The 15075-nt window shown below is 58.9% G+C and carries 15 protein-coding genes; 11 read left to right on the top strand and 4 right to left on the bottom strand.

Going from position 1 to position 15075, the window contains the following annotated elements; all coding sequences use genetic code 11:
• The first annotated feature begins 1192 nt into the window (after window positions 1–1192).
• From EN955_RS29295 to EN955_RS34935, 3 genes are all read left to right on the top strand, one after another.
• Window positions 1193–2122 (top strand): NAD(P)/FAD-dependent oxidoreductase, encoded by a 930-nt coding sequence (locus EN955_RS29295; RefSeq protein ID WP_224673150.1) that lies wholly within the window; start codon window positions 1193–1195, stop codon window positions 2120–2122.
• 996 nt (window positions 2123–3118) lie between these two features.
• The gene (locus EN955_RS29285) at window positions 3119–3412 is read left to right on the top strand and encodes a helix-turn-helix transcriptional regulator (RefSeq protein WP_013525096.1); all 294 of its coding nucleotides are present in this window, start codon (window positions 3119–3121) and stop codon (window positions 3410–3412) included.
• Between the two features lie 239 nt (window positions 3413–3651).
• Window positions 3652–3903: a hypothetical protein gene (locus EN955_RS34935; RefSeq protein WP_024504642.1), complete on the top strand. Its 252-nt coding sequence runs from the start codon at window positions 3652–3654 to the stop codon at window positions 3901–3903.
• Window positions 3904–6216: 2313 nt separating this feature from the next.
• Here EN955_RS34935 and EN955_RS29260 read toward each other — a convergent pair.
• The 3 genes from EN955_RS29260 to EN955_RS29255 all read right to left on the bottom strand — a co-directional run bounded on the left by EN955_RS29260 (window position 6217) and on the right by EN955_RS29255 (window position 7966).
• Window positions 6217–7116: an SIR2 family protein gene (locus EN955_RS29260; RefSeq protein WP_024504643.1), complete on the bottom strand. Its 900-nt coding sequence runs from the start codon at window positions 7114–7116 to the stop codon at window positions 6217–6219.
• Between the two features lie 370 nt (window positions 7117–7486).
• The gene (locus EN955_RS34930; RefSeq protein WP_155924972.1) at window positions 7487–7639 is read right to left on the bottom strand and encodes a hypothetical protein; all 153 of its coding nucleotides are present in this window, start codon (window positions 7637–7639) and stop codon (window positions 7487–7489) included.
• 18 nt (window positions 7640–7657) lie between these two features.
• A complete protein-coding gene (locus tag EN955_RS29255) occupies window positions 7658–7966 on the bottom strand; it encodes a hypothetical protein (RefSeq protein ID WP_024504644.1) in 309 nt (102 codons plus the stop codon).
• A gap of 564 nt (window positions 7967–8530) precedes the next feature.
• Here EN955_RS29255 and EN955_RS29250 point away from each other — a divergent pair.
• The 5 genes from EN955_RS29250 to EN955_RS29235 all read left to right on the top strand — a co-directional run bounded on the left by EN955_RS29250 (window position 8531) and on the right by EN955_RS29235 (window position 12079).
• Window positions 8531–9928 (top strand): FAD-dependent oxidoreductase, encoded by a 1398-nt coding sequence (locus tag EN955_RS29250; protein WP_050580503.1) that lies wholly within the window; start codon window positions 8531–8533, stop codon window positions 9926–9928.
• Window positions 9810–10166 (top strand): GMC family oxidoreductase, encoded by a 357-nt coding sequence (locus EN955_RS34925; protein WP_164756740.1) that lies wholly within the window; start codon window positions 9810–9812, stop codon window positions 10164–10166. The genes EN955_RS29250 and EN955_RS34925 overlap by 119 nt, the downstream gene beginning before the upstream one ends.
• A gap of 696 nt (window positions 10167–10862) precedes the next feature.
• Window positions 10863–11081, top strand: coding sequence for a hypothetical protein (locus EN955_RS34920; RefSeq protein ID WP_024504645.1), 219 nt, complete (start codon window positions 10863–10865; stop codon window positions 11079–11081).
• A 286-nt stretch (window positions 11082–11367) separates the two neighbouring features.
• A complete protein-coding gene (locus EN955_RS35155; protein WP_013525088.1) occupies window positions 11368–11544 on the top strand; it encodes a hypothetical protein in 177 nt (58 codons plus the stop codon).
• A 37-nt stretch (window positions 11545–11581) separates the two neighbouring features.
• Window positions 11582–12079, top strand: a complete 498-nt coding sequence (locus tag EN955_RS29235; protein WP_013525087.1) for a metallophosphoesterase — start codon at window positions 11582–11584, stop codon at window positions 12077–12079.
• A gap of 237 nt (window positions 12080–12316) precedes the next feature.
• Here EN955_RS29235 and EN955_RS29230 read toward each other — a convergent pair whose 3' ends face one another.
• Window positions 12317–12748 (bottom strand): hypothetical protein, encoded by a 432-nt coding sequence (locus EN955_RS29230; protein ID WP_013525086.1) that lies wholly within the window; start codon window positions 12746–12748, stop codon window positions 12317–12319.
• 263 nt (window positions 12749–13011) lie between these two features.
• Between EN955_RS29230 and EN955_RS29225 the strand changes: the two genes are divergently transcribed.
• From EN955_RS29225 to EN955_RS29215, 3 genes are all read left to right on the top strand, one after another.
• The gene (locus tag EN955_RS29225) at window positions 13012–14079 is read left to right on the top strand and encodes a glycosyltransferase family 2 protein (protein WP_245265380.1); all 1068 of its coding nucleotides are present in this window, start codon (window positions 13012–13014) and stop codon (window positions 14077–14079) included.
• Window positions 14054–14746, top strand: coding sequence for a class I SAM-dependent methyltransferase (locus EN955_RS29220; protein WP_024504659.1), 693 nt, complete (start codon window positions 14054–14056; stop codon window positions 14744–14746). Before EN955_RS29225 ends, EN955_RS29220 begins: the two co-directional genes overlap by 26 nt.
• Window positions 14724–15075, top strand: a 352-nt coding sequence (locus EN955_RS29215) for a GtrA family protein (protein WP_164769921.1), incomplete at its 3' end; no start/stop codon positions are given. The genes EN955_RS29220 and EN955_RS29215, both read left to right, overlap by 23 nt.

Raw genomic sequence — 15075 nt, 5'->3', positions numbered from 1 at the left:
GCCATCATCACGAAGGTTACGGCAAATGACAAAATTTGCGGCGTAGTCATGTCTTCGAATGCCCCGGCCCGCCAGTGCGACTAATGAGAACGGCCAAACCGCCCCTTTTGTTGCTTCGCTCATTGCTGGGCCAAAGCGGTCCGGCGGCGTTGGGCCAGGAGCGGATCGGCAGCGTTTAGAAACGGATTTTACGAAGCGGTCTTCGGACTTTGACAGACATCGATGTGCTCTGACCAATCCGACGCTTCAGCCCCAAACCAGGAAGGCCGAGCCGGGATCAAAAAGGATGCGCTTGCCTCATGTCGAGTCCACCTGGAAAATCGCCCGGACACCACGGATCGGGCGGCGTGCGGAGATCTTTTTCTCACCTGAAGTGCCACAGCAACACCCCCGATATGCAGGGAGGTGCCTCTGGTGCCTGACCCGTGGGCGAGCAGTTTTCTTGGCTACATTCGATTCTCAGGAAGCTTGAATCACGCGGCCTCTCTTTTGTTTTCGTAGCTGACAGGAGCCCCCTCGAAAGCCAGATCACTCCCGCGAGCCCAGTTCTTCTCAGCATCGATCAGCTCATTCTCCCCAGTCAAGCCGTTCAGAAACAGCCTGAGTACGTGCGCAGCTGTCCGTTCTCCGGCCCACGAAGCAACAGGTACGCCGCGCTGTTCGCAGACCGTCGCACAAACACGGGCAAGCATCACAATATCGCTCGGTTCCAAAAATCGACCTGGGTACAACATACCGTCCTCTGTTGGAAAGCCTCGTGAGCCTTTGATTACGCGAGGTCACCGGCAGCAACAATCAACTATGATAGTCTGCACCTCGACTGGGTCAGTAAATTTGAGCGGCCCTTCAGACGATCGGCATTGCGCCCTCCGGATCGGAAGGACGGGGCTATCAGGTGGGTTTTCCCGGCAGGTCGATCCGATTCGAATCGCGTCGGCTTGGGAAATGCGCACGGTCGCAGGTCTAACAAGTTGGCCTGTGAAATGCCATGTCGGCATTTTCGGGCACCTCGAATTGAAGCCTGATTTGCAGAAGCTGGAATCGCTTGATGGCGAAGACTGCGCAAATCAGATTGAGGCGCGCGCCATCGCCCGGTGAAAGGGACCTCGACGAGTTGCCGCGTAAATCACGTTTGGAGGCCTGACCGTCGCTCATCCCCTCTGCCAAAGCAGGGAACAAGATCCTGTTTGCAATGTTGGGCGAAATGCCAATTTCTTCCCCCGGTCATGAATTCGACGTGGCTATTGTCGGCGGCGGCCCCGCAGGACTTGCGGCAGGCATGTATCTGGCCAGATTCCTGCATTCGGTGATCGTGGTCGACGCTGGCGACGCACGAGCCAAGCTCATTCCAAAATCGCATAACTGTCCTGGCTTCCCGGACGGCGTAGGCGGGTCAGAGTTGCTCGGCCGTCTCAAAGCCCAGGCACAGAGATACGGTGCAGGCGTAGTGGACGGTCGTGTAGCGGGCGCCAAGAAGCGCGACGGGACCTTTGTGCTGACGACCACCTTCGGGACCATCCGAGCAAGGCGCGTGGTTCTTGCAACCGGGATCGTGGACAAGGCCCCGGCAATAGAAGGGCTGGAGGAGGCCGTCGCGGCCGGCACCGTCCGACTGTGTCCGGTCTGCGACGCCTATGAGGCCGTGGGCAAGCGCATCGGCGTCGTCGGCCCAGAGCATCTGGCGCTCAAGGAAGCCCTGTTTTTGAAGGAGTACAGCGGTCAGGTTACCTTGCTTGCCAACTATCCGGAGGATATTTCCGATGCCGCCCGCGGCATGGCCTCGGCAGGCGGCATCGAAATCTGGGACACCGTCGAGGATCTTGTTGCTCGAGCAACCGGGTTCGGCGTTGTCATGGCCGACGGTGCGCCAATGCGGGAATTGGATGTGGTGTACCCCGCAATGGGGTCTGATGTGCGCTCTGAACTTGCCGTCGCACTCGGTGCAGAGTGTGACGCGCAAGGATATGTTCTGGTCAGCCGACACCTCGAAACGTCGACTGCGGGTCTCTATGCCATTGGAGACGTGGCTGAGGGCCTCAATCAAATTGCCGTTGCGTTTGGCCATGCCGCCACCGCAGCAACACATATCCACAATGCACTTCAGTCTAGACCGGAAAGCTGACCGGCCACCCTAGCACAGGGCGCGCGCCATAGCGCTCCAGGTCAGTGCGCTTCGAAGGACGCTTCAGATCCGCTCATCGGTGGCCGGCCTCGGGCGCGAAACGTTCAAATCAATTTTGTCCGGCAGGTCTGGCCAGGCATTTTTGATAGCGGTGGTTGTCATTCTATGGACAGGCGGGATGATGACCATCCGGACGTGTCGTTCAGGCCAGAGCGGGTTCCCGAAAATCAGGAAAACGACTGCTACCAGGACGCTTACCAACCCCGCTGCAAACACATTCGCGATGATCTCACCAGGCTGCATACGCTCTCCATGAATGAGTACCCGCCACGCCAAGCGAGCCGTGGCGGGTATCAACCAACCGACGATGAAGGGACGATGATCGACGGTCACATTTCCAAATGTGGAAAAGGCTTCCTTGTTTCACAGGTCAGACCTTTGCGATTCCATGTCGGGCTTTGGTCGGGCCCAGACAAGATAGAGTGCTTGCCAGGAGGTGTGTAGCAGCGCCAGCTTGAACGCCCGTCAACGACCAGCAATAACGGCTTTCGGAAACCAGGTCGCCTTGATCCGCAACATATTTAGTGGGTCCGCCCCACTTGCGGGTAGAGGCGGACCCGGACGAGGCTTGGGGACCTCGACCGGCAGCGGGGGACGCTGCCGCTTTTCCAACCTGCCGCGACATATCAGGTTCCGCTGATTCACAAAAAGCCCGCCACCGCGAAGTGGCGGGCAGGTTCTGGAGTGTGCTGGGACCAACCAGCATAGGTCAACGAGCCGCAACAGGGTTGGTTGCGATAGCGGCGGACGCCCGCCAACCCGCAGCGCTCGCTTCAGGCGCCCACTGCTTGCCCCCCGTCCCGGTGCCCGCCTATTGCCTGTCGCATGCATTGCTGAGACATCGCTCGTGACGTCCCCCGCGACGGGAATTGCTCGATCCTTCGATCGTCGCATAGATCGAAGGAACATTTTAGACGTATCGAATGTTCAAATCCTATGGACAACCGAACCCAACTTTCACCAGCTCAATCGAGAGCAGCACGCGCCCTGCTGAACTGGCCGCGAGTACGGCTTGCCGCAAAAGCGAGCGTTAGCGAAATGACGATCAGAGATTTTGAGAACGGTATTCGAAATCCGCGTCCCCACAAGATCGCGGCCATGCGTCAGGCGTTTGAGGACGCGGGAATTGCTTTCACCTTCGAAGGCGCTCCATCGCTAGCCCGCCCTGAAGGGCATAGCAGTCTCTCCACCACCAATAGAATGTGGCGCAGCCGGCAGAGACAAGCATAACGATAAAGGTCCTTGAGCCTCGTATTAGCAATCCACTTGACCCACGGCCCACCTAAAGGGGCGAGCCAAGAAACCGGTCAAGCCGGTGAGGCGTCGTTGCTGTATGCATCGTTTGAACATTACTTCGGATACGCTCCTGACTTCTTCATTGACCTCGTCAGGCTTGGTACCGGCATCACCGGCGGCTGGTCCGCAAGGTCGCTGGCAGCCATGGGGGGAGCCGGTTCTGGAAACGGCAGATGGCTCGCGATCCAATCGTCGAGGAACCTGCGGCCGCGAGCATCATCCGGTCAAACCAGGATCGTAGTGGAGATGGCATCGTGGATCGTGCCATAGAGGCTGTCGATGGGCTGGCGGAAGCGTCCATGCAGTCACGATGCTTTCAGCTCATCGAACCTCGGGCGCCAAAGAGTGTTCCGTTGGTTTTTGCTGAAATGGCGGGAACTTTTTCCTCCGGCGGTGATTTTCGTCGCCATGACAAAACTGTCTGACCTTGGACCTCGCATCCCCCGCAACGGGGGTAATTGCATTCGCGAAAAGGACCGCTTCTACGCGTGTCCATCTTGCGGCCAGAAAGTCGATCAGACCGATTTGCGGCAAGTCATGTGGCACGAACGGCCTGGCCACGAGCCGCTGGAGCCGGAAGACAGCGCGACGATAATCAAGTTCCCGGAGCCCCGGAAATAGCGATCAGTCGCATGTGACCCGCCGTCCATCGAGGCAGCGGGCGCGACTTCCCCCCTCGCAAAAATCAAAGGAACAAAGGTCAGATCTCGCAGTTGTGCGATCACCTGGGAGGGAACGATGTTGCATCACGAAATCGGCACTGTTTCGGACTGGTCGAAGTTGGTGGCGGACGATCCTCTCATCGCCGCCGATATCGCCAGCGTCTTTCTGTGCTAGCGTGCAATGACAAGTCTACCGCTGCCCACGTCCAGTCGCCCAGCGCCGTGAGATTTCGAGGTTCCGACCTCACCAGCCTCGCAGCACCCACCGAGTATCCGCGGCCGATTGTGCTTCTAGCGACGATCTGTGGGTCGACGGTCGTGGGTATAACGCTGCTTCTGGCGGCGGCGGTTTGAGCCACGGGACCTGATGCCGCTCCCCCAGACACTGTCTTCGATTGAGATGACGCTCGAATGTCCGGCATGCGGAACGGCTTTCATCAAACCGGGGCGTTGGTTCATCGCTGCCGCCCACTATCGGTGCGAAGGTTGCCAGCGTTTACACCGCCTTACCTATCCAGAAAAGGTGGAATTGTTCGACAGATATACCAAGCGTCTGACGACAGTCTCGCAGCGAGGAACAACGAGGCCGCGCGAGTGCCCCAGCTTACAAGGCAACGACAAGGCCAGTGACGCTCCACCGGGACGGGAAGGGTAACCGACGAGGCAGCGGAAGAGTGTTCGCCTGCCAGCACGTCCGGCTGATGCTTGGTTCGATCACTCGTTTTCTGACCATCTCGTTGCATGACAGCGACGACGGCAGAGCTTTGGTTCATAAAACCGAGGAGGTTCGTTTGAGCCTGGCTTCACGTTTAGGACGGCGTCCCGTAGCGGCCGCCACATGATCGAGCGGCCTTCATCCGCTGCAAGCACCTTGCCGCGGCGCACAGATTACGATGGCCGAGATGAAATGATAAAGATTGCCGAGGCGTTGATGAGAGCATCGACACTGATAGACATGCCAAACGTCGGCATGCCGCGATGGTCTGTAGCACTCGCCATTCTGCACGATGCGGAGGGTGGCGCTTCCAGCATGTGGAACATATCGAAAGCCGCTGTGTTCTGGCGCCAAAGGAGATCGCGATGATCCGTTGGCTAGTCAGAATCGGCGCCTTATATGCGGCATACAAACTCGGCGAAGCTGCCGGGCGCAGTGAGCAGGAGGTCATTCCTCTCCCGCCCTCCGACCGGCAACGGCAGCCAGGTAGGCAGGAGCGGACCGACCTCGGCGTCGAGCCATCCTAAAAACGCAGGTCGCTGGCCGCAGGCCGGTTCTTCAGCGAATAAGCTCGTCCCATGACAGGCGTGTGACGCCAACGCTCTGTGCGAAGGACGGGGCGCGGCGCTGAGCTTCGGGATGTTGGTCAATCGATCGATACACAGCGAAGACCCGTCATTGATCAGCAATGACGGGTCTTGCTTTGAGACCACTTGGCCCGGGGTTGTAAGCCAAGCTGCCACCCAAACTTTGATTCGCGACACAGGTTCCCAGCTTGGCCAAATAATGCCGGTGGCGTCATCACCACACAAAGGCCCGCCGCTGAACGGACAGGCGGCGACGGGCCGCACCAGACCGCTTGGCTGTGCAGGCCAAGCTGCATGCCGAACATCGATCTTTTCACAAGGGTTCCAGCGCCGTGGTTCGGACCGGAGGAGGCCGGTTCTGGTAGGCAGCGTCCAGGTCGCCGACAGGCACCACACGAACATCTATCCCAAAAATTGCGATCGCATCGGGAGGACTTCGAAGCTGTCGCCAACTTCGGGCACCGATGATGGGAAGCGACGCTGCGCGTGTCCGGCCAAAGTCGCTATAATGTCCAAGGTTGCGTCCCAACAAAAAAGCCCGCCACCTTTCGGCGGCGGGCAGTCTCACAGGGGGAAAACACACTGAACGGGAACAGTGCCCCCTTCGAAGCTCGTTGATGCGAGAATGTTCCAGCGCGTCCGCCAGAATAGTTGAAAGCTCACATGGGAGATCGCATGCTCTATGGGATGCGATTTTCAAACTGGCCACACAAACTGGCTATGATCGCCTCTGGAACGACGTTCTCTGCCGTACGGCGTTCCTTGAGAGCCCGCCTAGCTGCCCCTTGATCTGACTGTTTCAATCGCTCTTTGTCTGACGACGGTTCCCTCATGGGTCGTCTCTCCAGGCTCGGCTCTGTCCCCAACCATCTCCGCCAGCCGGCTGAGGAAGTCCACCAAAGCAGCTTGCGGCTCGTCGATTTCGCCGACGACGACCGAAATGCCCCAACGTCCAAGCACGGCCTCCTCCACAGGGTTTCGGCTGGTCATGAAGATGAACGACGGCGGGCGATCTTTCTCATAGCCGGACCGATGCCACGTCTGCCAGAGACGGTGCAGCAACAACCGAATGTTTGGGTCGGAAAGGCTATAGCCAATGAAGAGGATCGTGCTGCCGAGTGCATCCGAGCGAAAACGCACGTCCAGCGGAGAATTGAAGGAGAGACGATCAAGGTAGTCCGTTTCGGTGAGGACGAGGGAAGAATCCTCGTCGAAATCACCATGGAATTTGACGATGTGGGTAACGCCTTGGCGGGCCTGCGCTACATCGCGTGCATTGGCCACTTTCACGTAGTCCCGACCGTATATTTCGTAAGCCAGTTCCAGGTTCCGGTCATAATTGGTTGTGTAGATGACAGGGAAATCGAGCTTCACGATGAGACGATGCAACTCGGATTTCTCGATCCGGTCCTTGGGGACAGACCAATTTCGGTCCATCCAACTGCGAAGTGGCCCGATGCTGCCATGCTTGATCCGATAATACTCGGCCAGGGTTTGAAAACGATCGCGTCGCATGGAGAATTCGTCGTCGACACCGAGCTCCTTTGCCATTCGCTCTATCAGCTTCTCCCAAGAAGGGAGTCCAACACTGATCGACACCCCTGCCCCAACAAACAGAATTGCGCTGCGGTGGTGAATTGCGTTGGCGAGCGAATCTACAGGGTCATCGTTCATGGCCAAGGCTTTCGAGGCCACGCGCGCAGGCAGACCCTAAAGGCGCTTGTTGTTTCGGTTGCTGTCGATCTTGGAATGCAGCCAACCATCTGGAACCGCACGGCTCATGGCAGCCGCATTGTGGTTCGCTGCCCGCGACCGGCTCCTGTTTCTGCTTACCGGTCATGTGGATCCGGTTCTCCGCCAGCCACTTGCCGCGGCTTCGTTCCAGTCGCGCAATTGCTGAGAGCCTGCGTCGCTTCGGGCCAGGGAAGACGGCGAGAGGGTAGTTCATTGTCGTGACGGCGATGATTGTCATTGCGGCCTAAACACCCGTGGGCTGACATGTTCCTTGTGCTCGAAAATATTCCATGTGGTGCCTTCGCCAGAGCTACGGGTTCAATGCGGGAATGGTCTCGCGTCCAGGGTCGCGGCCCGCCTCGCCGAAAGCGGTGGCATTGCAGTGTGCGTGACCGTCACGGTATGCGGTCACCGCCTCTCCCCGGAATTCGACCACCTTGTTGACCACGACGATTCCCTGCACCTGCCTATCTTCCTCCCTTCACATCTGATCGTTGTAGGGCTGCTTGGTAATCCCGACTTGCCTGGCCAGCTCGGCAAACGGTGGCACACCCGCTTCGAACTGTTTGGTGTTAGCCAACCGCAAAAGCCGCAAAGGAAAACAGACTGCGTCCCGGTTGGCGGGCGACATGTCCTCGAAGAGGCGCTCATCAGCCGTGAACGAGGCCTCCGCGGTCTTCAAAGCCATGTCGATATCATCAACCGAAAGAAGGCCCCTCCGGACCAGGGCGTTATTGATGGCAGCGACCGCCATAAGCAGACCTTCCAGTTGCAGGTTGGCGACGTTCATGGGCCATTGTCCTTCATATCGTTGGGCGCCCGTCTATCGATAATCCTGCTCCGGAAGCCTTGTGCCCTGCCGGCCATGGGGTTGCCGGCACGCCAGAGCGTTTCGGCTGCGCGGCGGCGCCGGAACTGGCATCTGGTGGCGCCATGGCTTGGATCTCCGCTGGGCTGCTGGACAACTCTCCACATGCCTCGAGGTTCCGGATCGCCATGGCAACCTCGCAAGCAGAGGCAAGGCTTCAGCCGGAGCCAACAGCGTGTCTGTCGGCGAGCCATGGGCGGGAAATCTCGCGGATCGAACCGGAATACCACCACCGAACTCAGGCTGAGAAGTAGCGTTCACCATAACCATGCCCCTTTGAGGGTGGTCGCGACAAAAACTCTTCCGGTTCGGGCCCCTTGAAGTCGTCACGGACCTCGTCACCAAAGCCACCTCTTTTGGGCCGGCGCTTCAAATGCGATCAATTGGGTGGTTGCCAACTGCTCCTCGCGCGCTACCTGCTTCGCCCAAGCCGGGCGCGAAGGGTGGGAGCGTGCCTTCGGGGATCGAACAAATCCGGAGTGAACGTTGATCGCTCAATTCACCGCAGCGGGCGACGGACTTGCCTACGACATCTGCATTGTCGGAGGTGGCACTGTCGGCCTGGCCATTGCCGCCGCGCTCGAAAATGCAAAGCTACGCGTCTGCGTTCTGGAAGCGGGCGGCAGGTGGCAGACCAATAGATCGCAGGAGCTCTACCACGGCATTGTCGCAGATCCCCTCGTCCACCCGCCTGTCCAGAATTTCCGGATACGAGCGCTGGGAGGATCGAGCCGAGCATGGGGTGGCCGCTGCGTGCCGTTCGATAGCATCGACTTCCAGAAGCGGGAATGGGTGTGCAATTCGGGCTGGCCGATCACCTATGAAACCCTGCTGCCCTACTACCGTCGGGCGCACGAGGTGATCGAGGTCGGGTCTTACGACTACGATCCAACAAGCGCGTTGCCTGGTTCTCGCGTTGAACTATTCGAGGGCGTCGACGGCGATTTGTTCAGGACCCGCCTGGAGCGGTTTAGTCGACCAACCAACGTGTGGAAACGGCTTTCCGGGTTGCTGCGGACTTCGCGTCATATCCACATCTGGTTAAACGCTGCGGCGACGGGAATTCGCCTGGCGCCGAACGGGCGTTGCGTCCACCACATCGACTGTATTGACTTGAAGGGCACAAAGCGTGAGGTCACGGCTTGCCATTACATTGTAGCCGCCGGCGGCTTTGAGACCACCCGATTGCTACTTGCCTCGAATGATGTGATGCCAGCTGGTATCGGCAACGCCCGAGATCAGCTCGGTCGTTTCTATATGGCCCATCTGGGAGCCACAGTCGGAGCACTAAAGTTGCCGAACGCCCAGCAGGCGGTGGCTTTTGGCTACGAGCGGGACGCGGCCGGCATCTACTGCCGAAGGCGGCTGTCGCTCACGGAGCAAGCGCAGCGGGAGCATTGCTTGCTCAACCAGATCTTCCGCACCCATCTGCCAGATCCAGCCGATCCCAGACACAACGACCCGATCCTCTCGGCGATGTATCTCGTGAAAAGGACATTTCTCCCGAAACACCTCAGAGGTCGGCTGCAACATTCAATGACGCTGGACGAAAAGCTCGCGCACGTTCAGAACGTCGTATCCTCGCCAGTGCGCCTCGGGCGCTTCGGTTTGCGCTGGATGGCGAACAGAACTTTCGCACGGCGAAAGCTGCCCTCCATCGTATTGGGGCCGCGCGCCAATGTGGTCAATCTTGAGTTTCATTCGGAACAGGAGCCGAACCCCCGCAAGCAGACTGACGTTGGTGAGCGAACGCGACCGATTGGGTATGCCGAAGCTGCGCGTCGATTGGAAAACCACGAACAACGATCTCCAAAGCGTCGCGCGCGCCTATCGACTGCTCGGTTGGAAGCTGGAGAAGATCGGAGCTACCATTTCAGGATTTGAACCTGGCCATGTGGTCGAAATGGCAGGCAAATCAGGCGCCATGGACGGTCATCATCTCGGTACCACGCGAATGTCTGCGAGCCCGACCGACGGGGTTGTTGATGCTGAATGCCGAGTTCATGGACTGATGAACCTGCACATCGCGGGCGGCTCGGTTCTGGCAACATCCAGCCAGGCGAATCCCACCTTGACGATCTTGGCCCTTGGGCTCCGTCTCGCCGACAGGCTTCGTCGGTGATGATCACACCGGCAGCTGCTGAGTGACTGCGCCCAACTCGCGCCTAGCGTGGGCTGCTTCATCACATTCGGAGGCCCCTTGCTGTGTGTCAGTCTATCTGCTGTCCGCACGTATCGCCAGCGTCTCTAGTTCGCGCGAATGTGGGCAAGCTCGCCAGCGAGGCACGCATACTCGTAAGCTGGTGCTTAAGGCTCGTCCGCCACCTTCGCCATCGCTGTGCCATTAAGCGACGAAAAACGACGCGACCGCGCAGCCTGTTGGCGGCTGTAAAGCAATTCCGAGCGCAGTTCGTTCGGCCTCGATTGGCGCCTTTTGCAAAGGGCGTGCAAGAACCGTGGCTCGGAGCGGGCCTTACCCGACTGGAGTCGATAGCGAGGAGAGGAGTGCTTCGTTCAAAATCCCGCCATCGTGCCAACTTGCGCGCTTGATTGTTCCATTTCAGCACGTGCGCCACTGTCTCGATTTTTGCGACCGCTTGCCCGAAGTCGGGGTTCCTTAAAATCAAAGCGGCCGCCTCGCAACTTCGGCCGTAGTCGTACGTTGTGCGATTCACTGCGTAGGAGTTCACAACATGCCGATAACAACCCGGAAGCAAAAGAGCGACTTTGCCAATGACAAGCCATCCCCGAGGAGGATGCGGCCGTACTGGAGAGCATCGCAGGCCACGAGGATAGACACGGTGCGGAACCGGGCGTTTTGGGGTCCGACATCGAGCAGCCGATCGGCGCGCAGCCTCGAAGCGAGATCACGGGCCGTCACGACGAGGGAGCCGGCGCAAATGAAACGGTCGACGGGTTGAGCGACACCGAAGAGATGACCCGCAGCTTCGCTGAAGACATCCCTACCGGACGAAGCGAAGGAGATGATGAAGACGTTCCGGTTTTTGAGCGAGGGCGGACCAGAACGGATCTTTGAACCAACGACAATGCTTCGCCCGCCGGCTTGGTCGCGTGGCGCTTAGAAGCGCCTGTAGACTGGCTCACCCATAAAGCGCACCGCCGGTCCCTCCCCACGCCGGCGTGGAATTTATACACCTAAGGGCCGACCTGCTCGCTCGTTGTTGGAGATGATGCCGGTTGCAGGGCTCGGATGTTGTTTCATCGGCGTATCAGGCGGCGACGCTCGGCAGGTTAGCAGATCCGAGGGGGGAACAAACCCGGCACGGCGATGGTTCGGTGGCATCAAAAGGTGATTGGGAACGATGGGTAAGAAGCCCAAACAGCCCTCAGAAGCCACGGCGGATCGTGAAAGGGTGATCGAAGCGCTTTACTTTGCGCGCAAGTGCGGCCTCACCAAGGAGGAGGCACTCAAGATGCTCAGGGAAGCCCAAATCAGGATCGATGGTGGACCCAAAAAAAGCTCCGGCAACCGAACTTAGAAGCGATCGTCGATCGCTCGTCACAGCCAGCGGCGGCATGATCTTCTTCACCTCCGACACGCATTTCAACGATCCCCGCATTCTGCGGCTCGGCCCCCGCCCCTTCAGTTCATTGGCGGGGCATGACCAAGCACTGATTGAACTTTGGAACGAGACTGTTGCTCCAAGCGACGAGGTCTGGCACCTCGGCGACTTCGCCAAGGGATCTGCCGAGACAGTGTCTTCGCTGCTGTCCTGCCTCCACGGCACGAAGCACCTGATCATCGGCAACAACGACGGCGTGGTAACGCTCGGCGCTTCGGCTTGGGCAAGCGTCCAACACTACAAGGAGCTAACTGTCGAGGGCAGTTTCCTGGTTCTTTGCCACTACCCGTTCCGCACCTGGAACCAGATCGGCAAGAAATCAATAAACCTGCACGGCCATTCTCATGGCCGGCTGAAGCCAATGACGCGCCAGCACGATGTCGGCGTTGACGCCTGGGATTTTCGCCCAGTGACTTTTGCTGCCATTCAGGCCAGGCGCCGCCGAGGTTAGCGCAACAGAGGGCCGAGCGATCGACGTCTTCACGTCGTGATGCTAGCCGCAAAGAGAAGCCCAGAATCCTGCCCCTGGGAATGCAGCCTTGCCTGGAAGCACCGCAAGTAGAGCGCCCACCCGTCTGCGTGACAACCTTTGGGTGCCGAACCCCCTCGTCACCACGGCGGAGCGCTGGCGCGTCAATCGTTCATCCACCTCGCTCTGAACGAGCTTCAATCGCCGTCCTTGGCGACCTCAATGCCACATTCTTTCTCTGAGCCACTTGAGAAGCCTGTTCCCTCCGATTGACCGGCGGACTCGAGCGGCAGCCCACTGCCCTCTGAACGTGGTTCCGACATGGCAACTGCAGACGATGTCATGCAATTCCCCGTCGGACAGTTCGAAGAAGCGCTTTGCTTCCCCATAGGTGTCATCCTTCAGGCCTAACGCACGCAGTAGCGGGTCCTCGAAGGCCACTGTAATCGGCGAGCCCTCACCGCGCGCCGCGTCGCGAGCTTCGCGCTTCAAATACTCAGTGCCAGTAAGCGCTCTCAGGCGTCGCTCGGGACTTTGTTCCAGCAACTCTGCCCAGCGCTCGATGCGCTGTTGGCGGGTCATGATCGGGTATGTCGACAGGGGTTCTACATCTGCAATTGTCTGCAGTTGGCTGAGAGTTTTGTGTTCCATCGTCGGCTCCTTTTGATCGAAGTCCCTTCCCCACAAAAATTATCGCGCGCCGACGCGCTGACAAGAGCTGGCAAGGCGGCCTTACCCGACAATGGATTGCGAAATGACGAAAACAGCGCATTGCTCCGCCGGTGCGCGAAACGATATCTCACTCCTAATCAGACCGAAGACGTTCAGAACGTACAGTTCGCCACCCGCCTACGACAACCATTAAATTAGTAACGTCTTATGGAACTTTGGGGCTGGCGTTTCATTTCATCGGCATGGAGGCCACTGTGATCCAAGGTACCGGGACCGGAGCGAACGTGTCGCTGCGCTACTCACTGGTTCTGCCGATATACAACGAAGAACAAGTGCTGCCTCGCCTGGTCGAGCGCATCAGGTTGCTAATCCACCAGCTGGACGGTGAGACCGAGGCTATTTTCGTTGATGACGGAAGCCGCGACGGCAGCGTCAGATACCTTCGGTGCGTGGTTGCCGCCGAGCCTCGTTTTCGGCTGATCGAACTTTCGCGCAATTTTGGGCATCAGATAGCAATTACAGCCGGTATGGACGCCGCCCAGGGGGATGCTGTCATCGTCATGGATGCCGACCTCCAAGACCCACCCGAGGTGGTCCTCGATCTGGTGGCGAAGTGGAAGGAAGGTTTCGAGATTGTCTATGCCCGGCGCGTTAAACGCGAAGGCGAATCTTTGTTCAAGCGCTTCACGGCAAGTCTCTTTTATCGCTTACTGGAAAAGATGACGACCGTCGACATTCCGCGCGACGTTGGAGATTTCCGGTTGGTCGGCGCCAAAGCGCTGAGAACTTTCAGACAGATGCCCGAACAGGATCGCTTCGTCAGGGGCATGTTTGGCTGGATGGGATTCAAGCAGGCGGCGGTGCCGTTCGAACGTCCAGCACGAGCCCTTGGCCAGACCAAATATCCATTCTGGAAGATGGTGCATCTTGCTGCTCACGCCATCGTCAGCTTCTCGGAACGGCCGCTGCGCCTGGCGCTCTGGGGTGGCTTGGCCATTTCTGCGCTGGCCGTCGCCTTTGGTGCGTTTGCAATTTATGCCTGGGCTTTTGAAACCGGCGTTGTTGCCGGCTGGACCTCGACCGTGATGATTGTATCGCTCCTGTGCGGCATCAACCTTTTCATGACCGGCGTAGTCGGGATGTATGTCGGAAGCATCCACGCTGAAGTGAAACGGCGCCCACTTTACGTGATCGATCGCCTCACCGGCTTCGACCGGGCGATGCCTGCCGTTCCCGTCAAGAACCGACGATCGTCTCGAAAATCCCGGATTGGAGTGCCGGCCAATGTCCGAACTCTTCGACAGTTATAGATCGATCTATGACGAGACAGTCCAGGGATCGATCCGATTTTCGGGGCTTAAGCACGACTTCTTTCTTAAGGCCAAGGCCGAGTTTCTGCGACGCGTTGTGGTTGAACGAGGGCTGGGCCCTGATGGCTCGGGTGTGCGGGCGCTTGATGTCGGCTGCGGCGTAGGCGTTCTCCATCCATTTCTCAAAGGCGCCTTCGCGTCCCTGGACGGCTGCGACATCTCGCCGGACTCCATCCTGCGTGCCAGGGAGGAAAATCCTGGCGTCATGTACAAGGTCTGCTCCAGCCTGACCCTCCCATACGACAACGGCGTCTTCGATCTGGCCTTCGCCAGCTGCGTCGTCCATCATGTACCGCCAGCTTCCTGGCTTGCGTTCGTACGCGAGATGCGGCGCGTCCTTCGCCCGGGCGGTGTCGCCTGCATCATCGAGCATAATCCCTATAACCCGCTGACGCGTCTGGCTGTGTTCCGGTGTCCCTTCGACCGAGATGCCGTGCTGCTCAGCGCAGCCAAAACAGCGTCACTCTTGCAGATGACAGGCTTCACGAACATCCGGTCCGAGCACTTCCTGCTGCTGCCGTCAGGCAGACCGTTTGCCCGAAAAGTCGAGCGCATGCTCGCCCGCCTGCCGTTGGGAGCACAGTATGTGTCTAGTGCGCGTGCCTGAGCACCTGTCTCCCGGCGACGACGCGCTCACGCTGCTGGCACGCTTCGGCATGGTCGGCATCTCTGCCACAATTCTGTATGCCGCTTTGGTTGCCGCTTTTTCCAAATCGCAACTGCTCGGTTTCACGCCCATCCAGGCTTCGCTTGGGGCATATGCCGCAGCCACCTTGTTTTCGTATCTCGCGCACAAATACCTGACGTTCGTGTCGGGCCGGTCGCATCGAACCGCAGCGCCACGTTTTCTCCTGCTGGCGGCAACAGGCTTTGCCATTGCCTATGGCGCGCCGGCACTTATGACGGTGAAGCTGGGCTTGCCGCTCGTCGTTCCCG

This window comes from Mesorhizobium sp. M7A.F.Ca.CA.001.04.2.1, from assembly GCF_003998485.1.
Classification (GTDB): domain Bacteria; phylum Pseudomonadota; class Alphaproteobacteria; order Rhizobiales; family Rhizobiaceae; genus Mesorhizobium; species Mesorhizobium ciceri.
The sequence above is the reverse complement of the archived record's forward strand: the minus strand, read 5'-3'. Positions and strand labels throughout refer to the sequence as shown.

Coding starts and splice junctions, on each gene's coding strand:
- EN955_RS29295 (WP_224673150.1), top strand. CDS start 1,193: ATGTTGGGCGAAATGCCAATTTCTTCCCCCGGTCATGAATTCGACGTG.
- EN955_RS29285 (WP_013525096.1), top strand. CDS start 3,119: ATGGACAACCGAACCCAACTTTCACCAGCTCAATCGAGAGCAGCACGC.
- EN955_RS34935 (WP_024504642.1), top strand. CDS start 3,652: ATGGCTCGCGATCCAATCGTCGAGGAACCTGCGGCCGCGAGCATCATC.
- EN955_RS29260 (WP_024504643.1), bottom strand. CDS start 7,116: ATGAACGATGACCCTGTAGATTCGCTCGCCAACGCAATTCACCACCGC.
- EN955_RS29255 (WP_024504644.1), bottom strand. CDS start 7,966: ATGAACGTCGCCAACCTGCAACTGGAAGGTCTGCTTATGGCGGTCGCT.
- EN955_RS34925 (WP_164756740.1), top strand. CDS start 9,810: ATGCCGAAGCTGCGCGTCGATTGGAAAACCACGAACAACGATCTCCAA.
- EN955_RS35155 (WP_013525088.1), top strand. CDS start 11,368: ATGGGTAAGAAGCCCAAACAGCCCTCAGAAGCCACGGCGGATCGTGAA.
- EN955_RS29235 (WP_013525087.1), top strand. CDS start 11,582: ATGATCTTCTTCACCTCCGACACGCATTTCAACGATCCCCGCATTCTG.
- EN955_RS29230 (WP_013525086.1), bottom strand. CDS start 12,748: ATGGAACACAAAACTCTCAGCCAACTGCAGACAATTGCAGATGTAGAA.
- EN955_RS29225 (WP_245265380.1), top strand. CDS start 13,012: ATGGAGGCCACTGTGATCCAAGGTACCGGGACCGGAGCGAACGTGTCG.
- EN955_RS29220 (WP_024504659.1), top strand. CDS start 14,054: ATGTCCGAACTCTTCGACAGTTATAGATCGATCTATGACGAGACAGTC.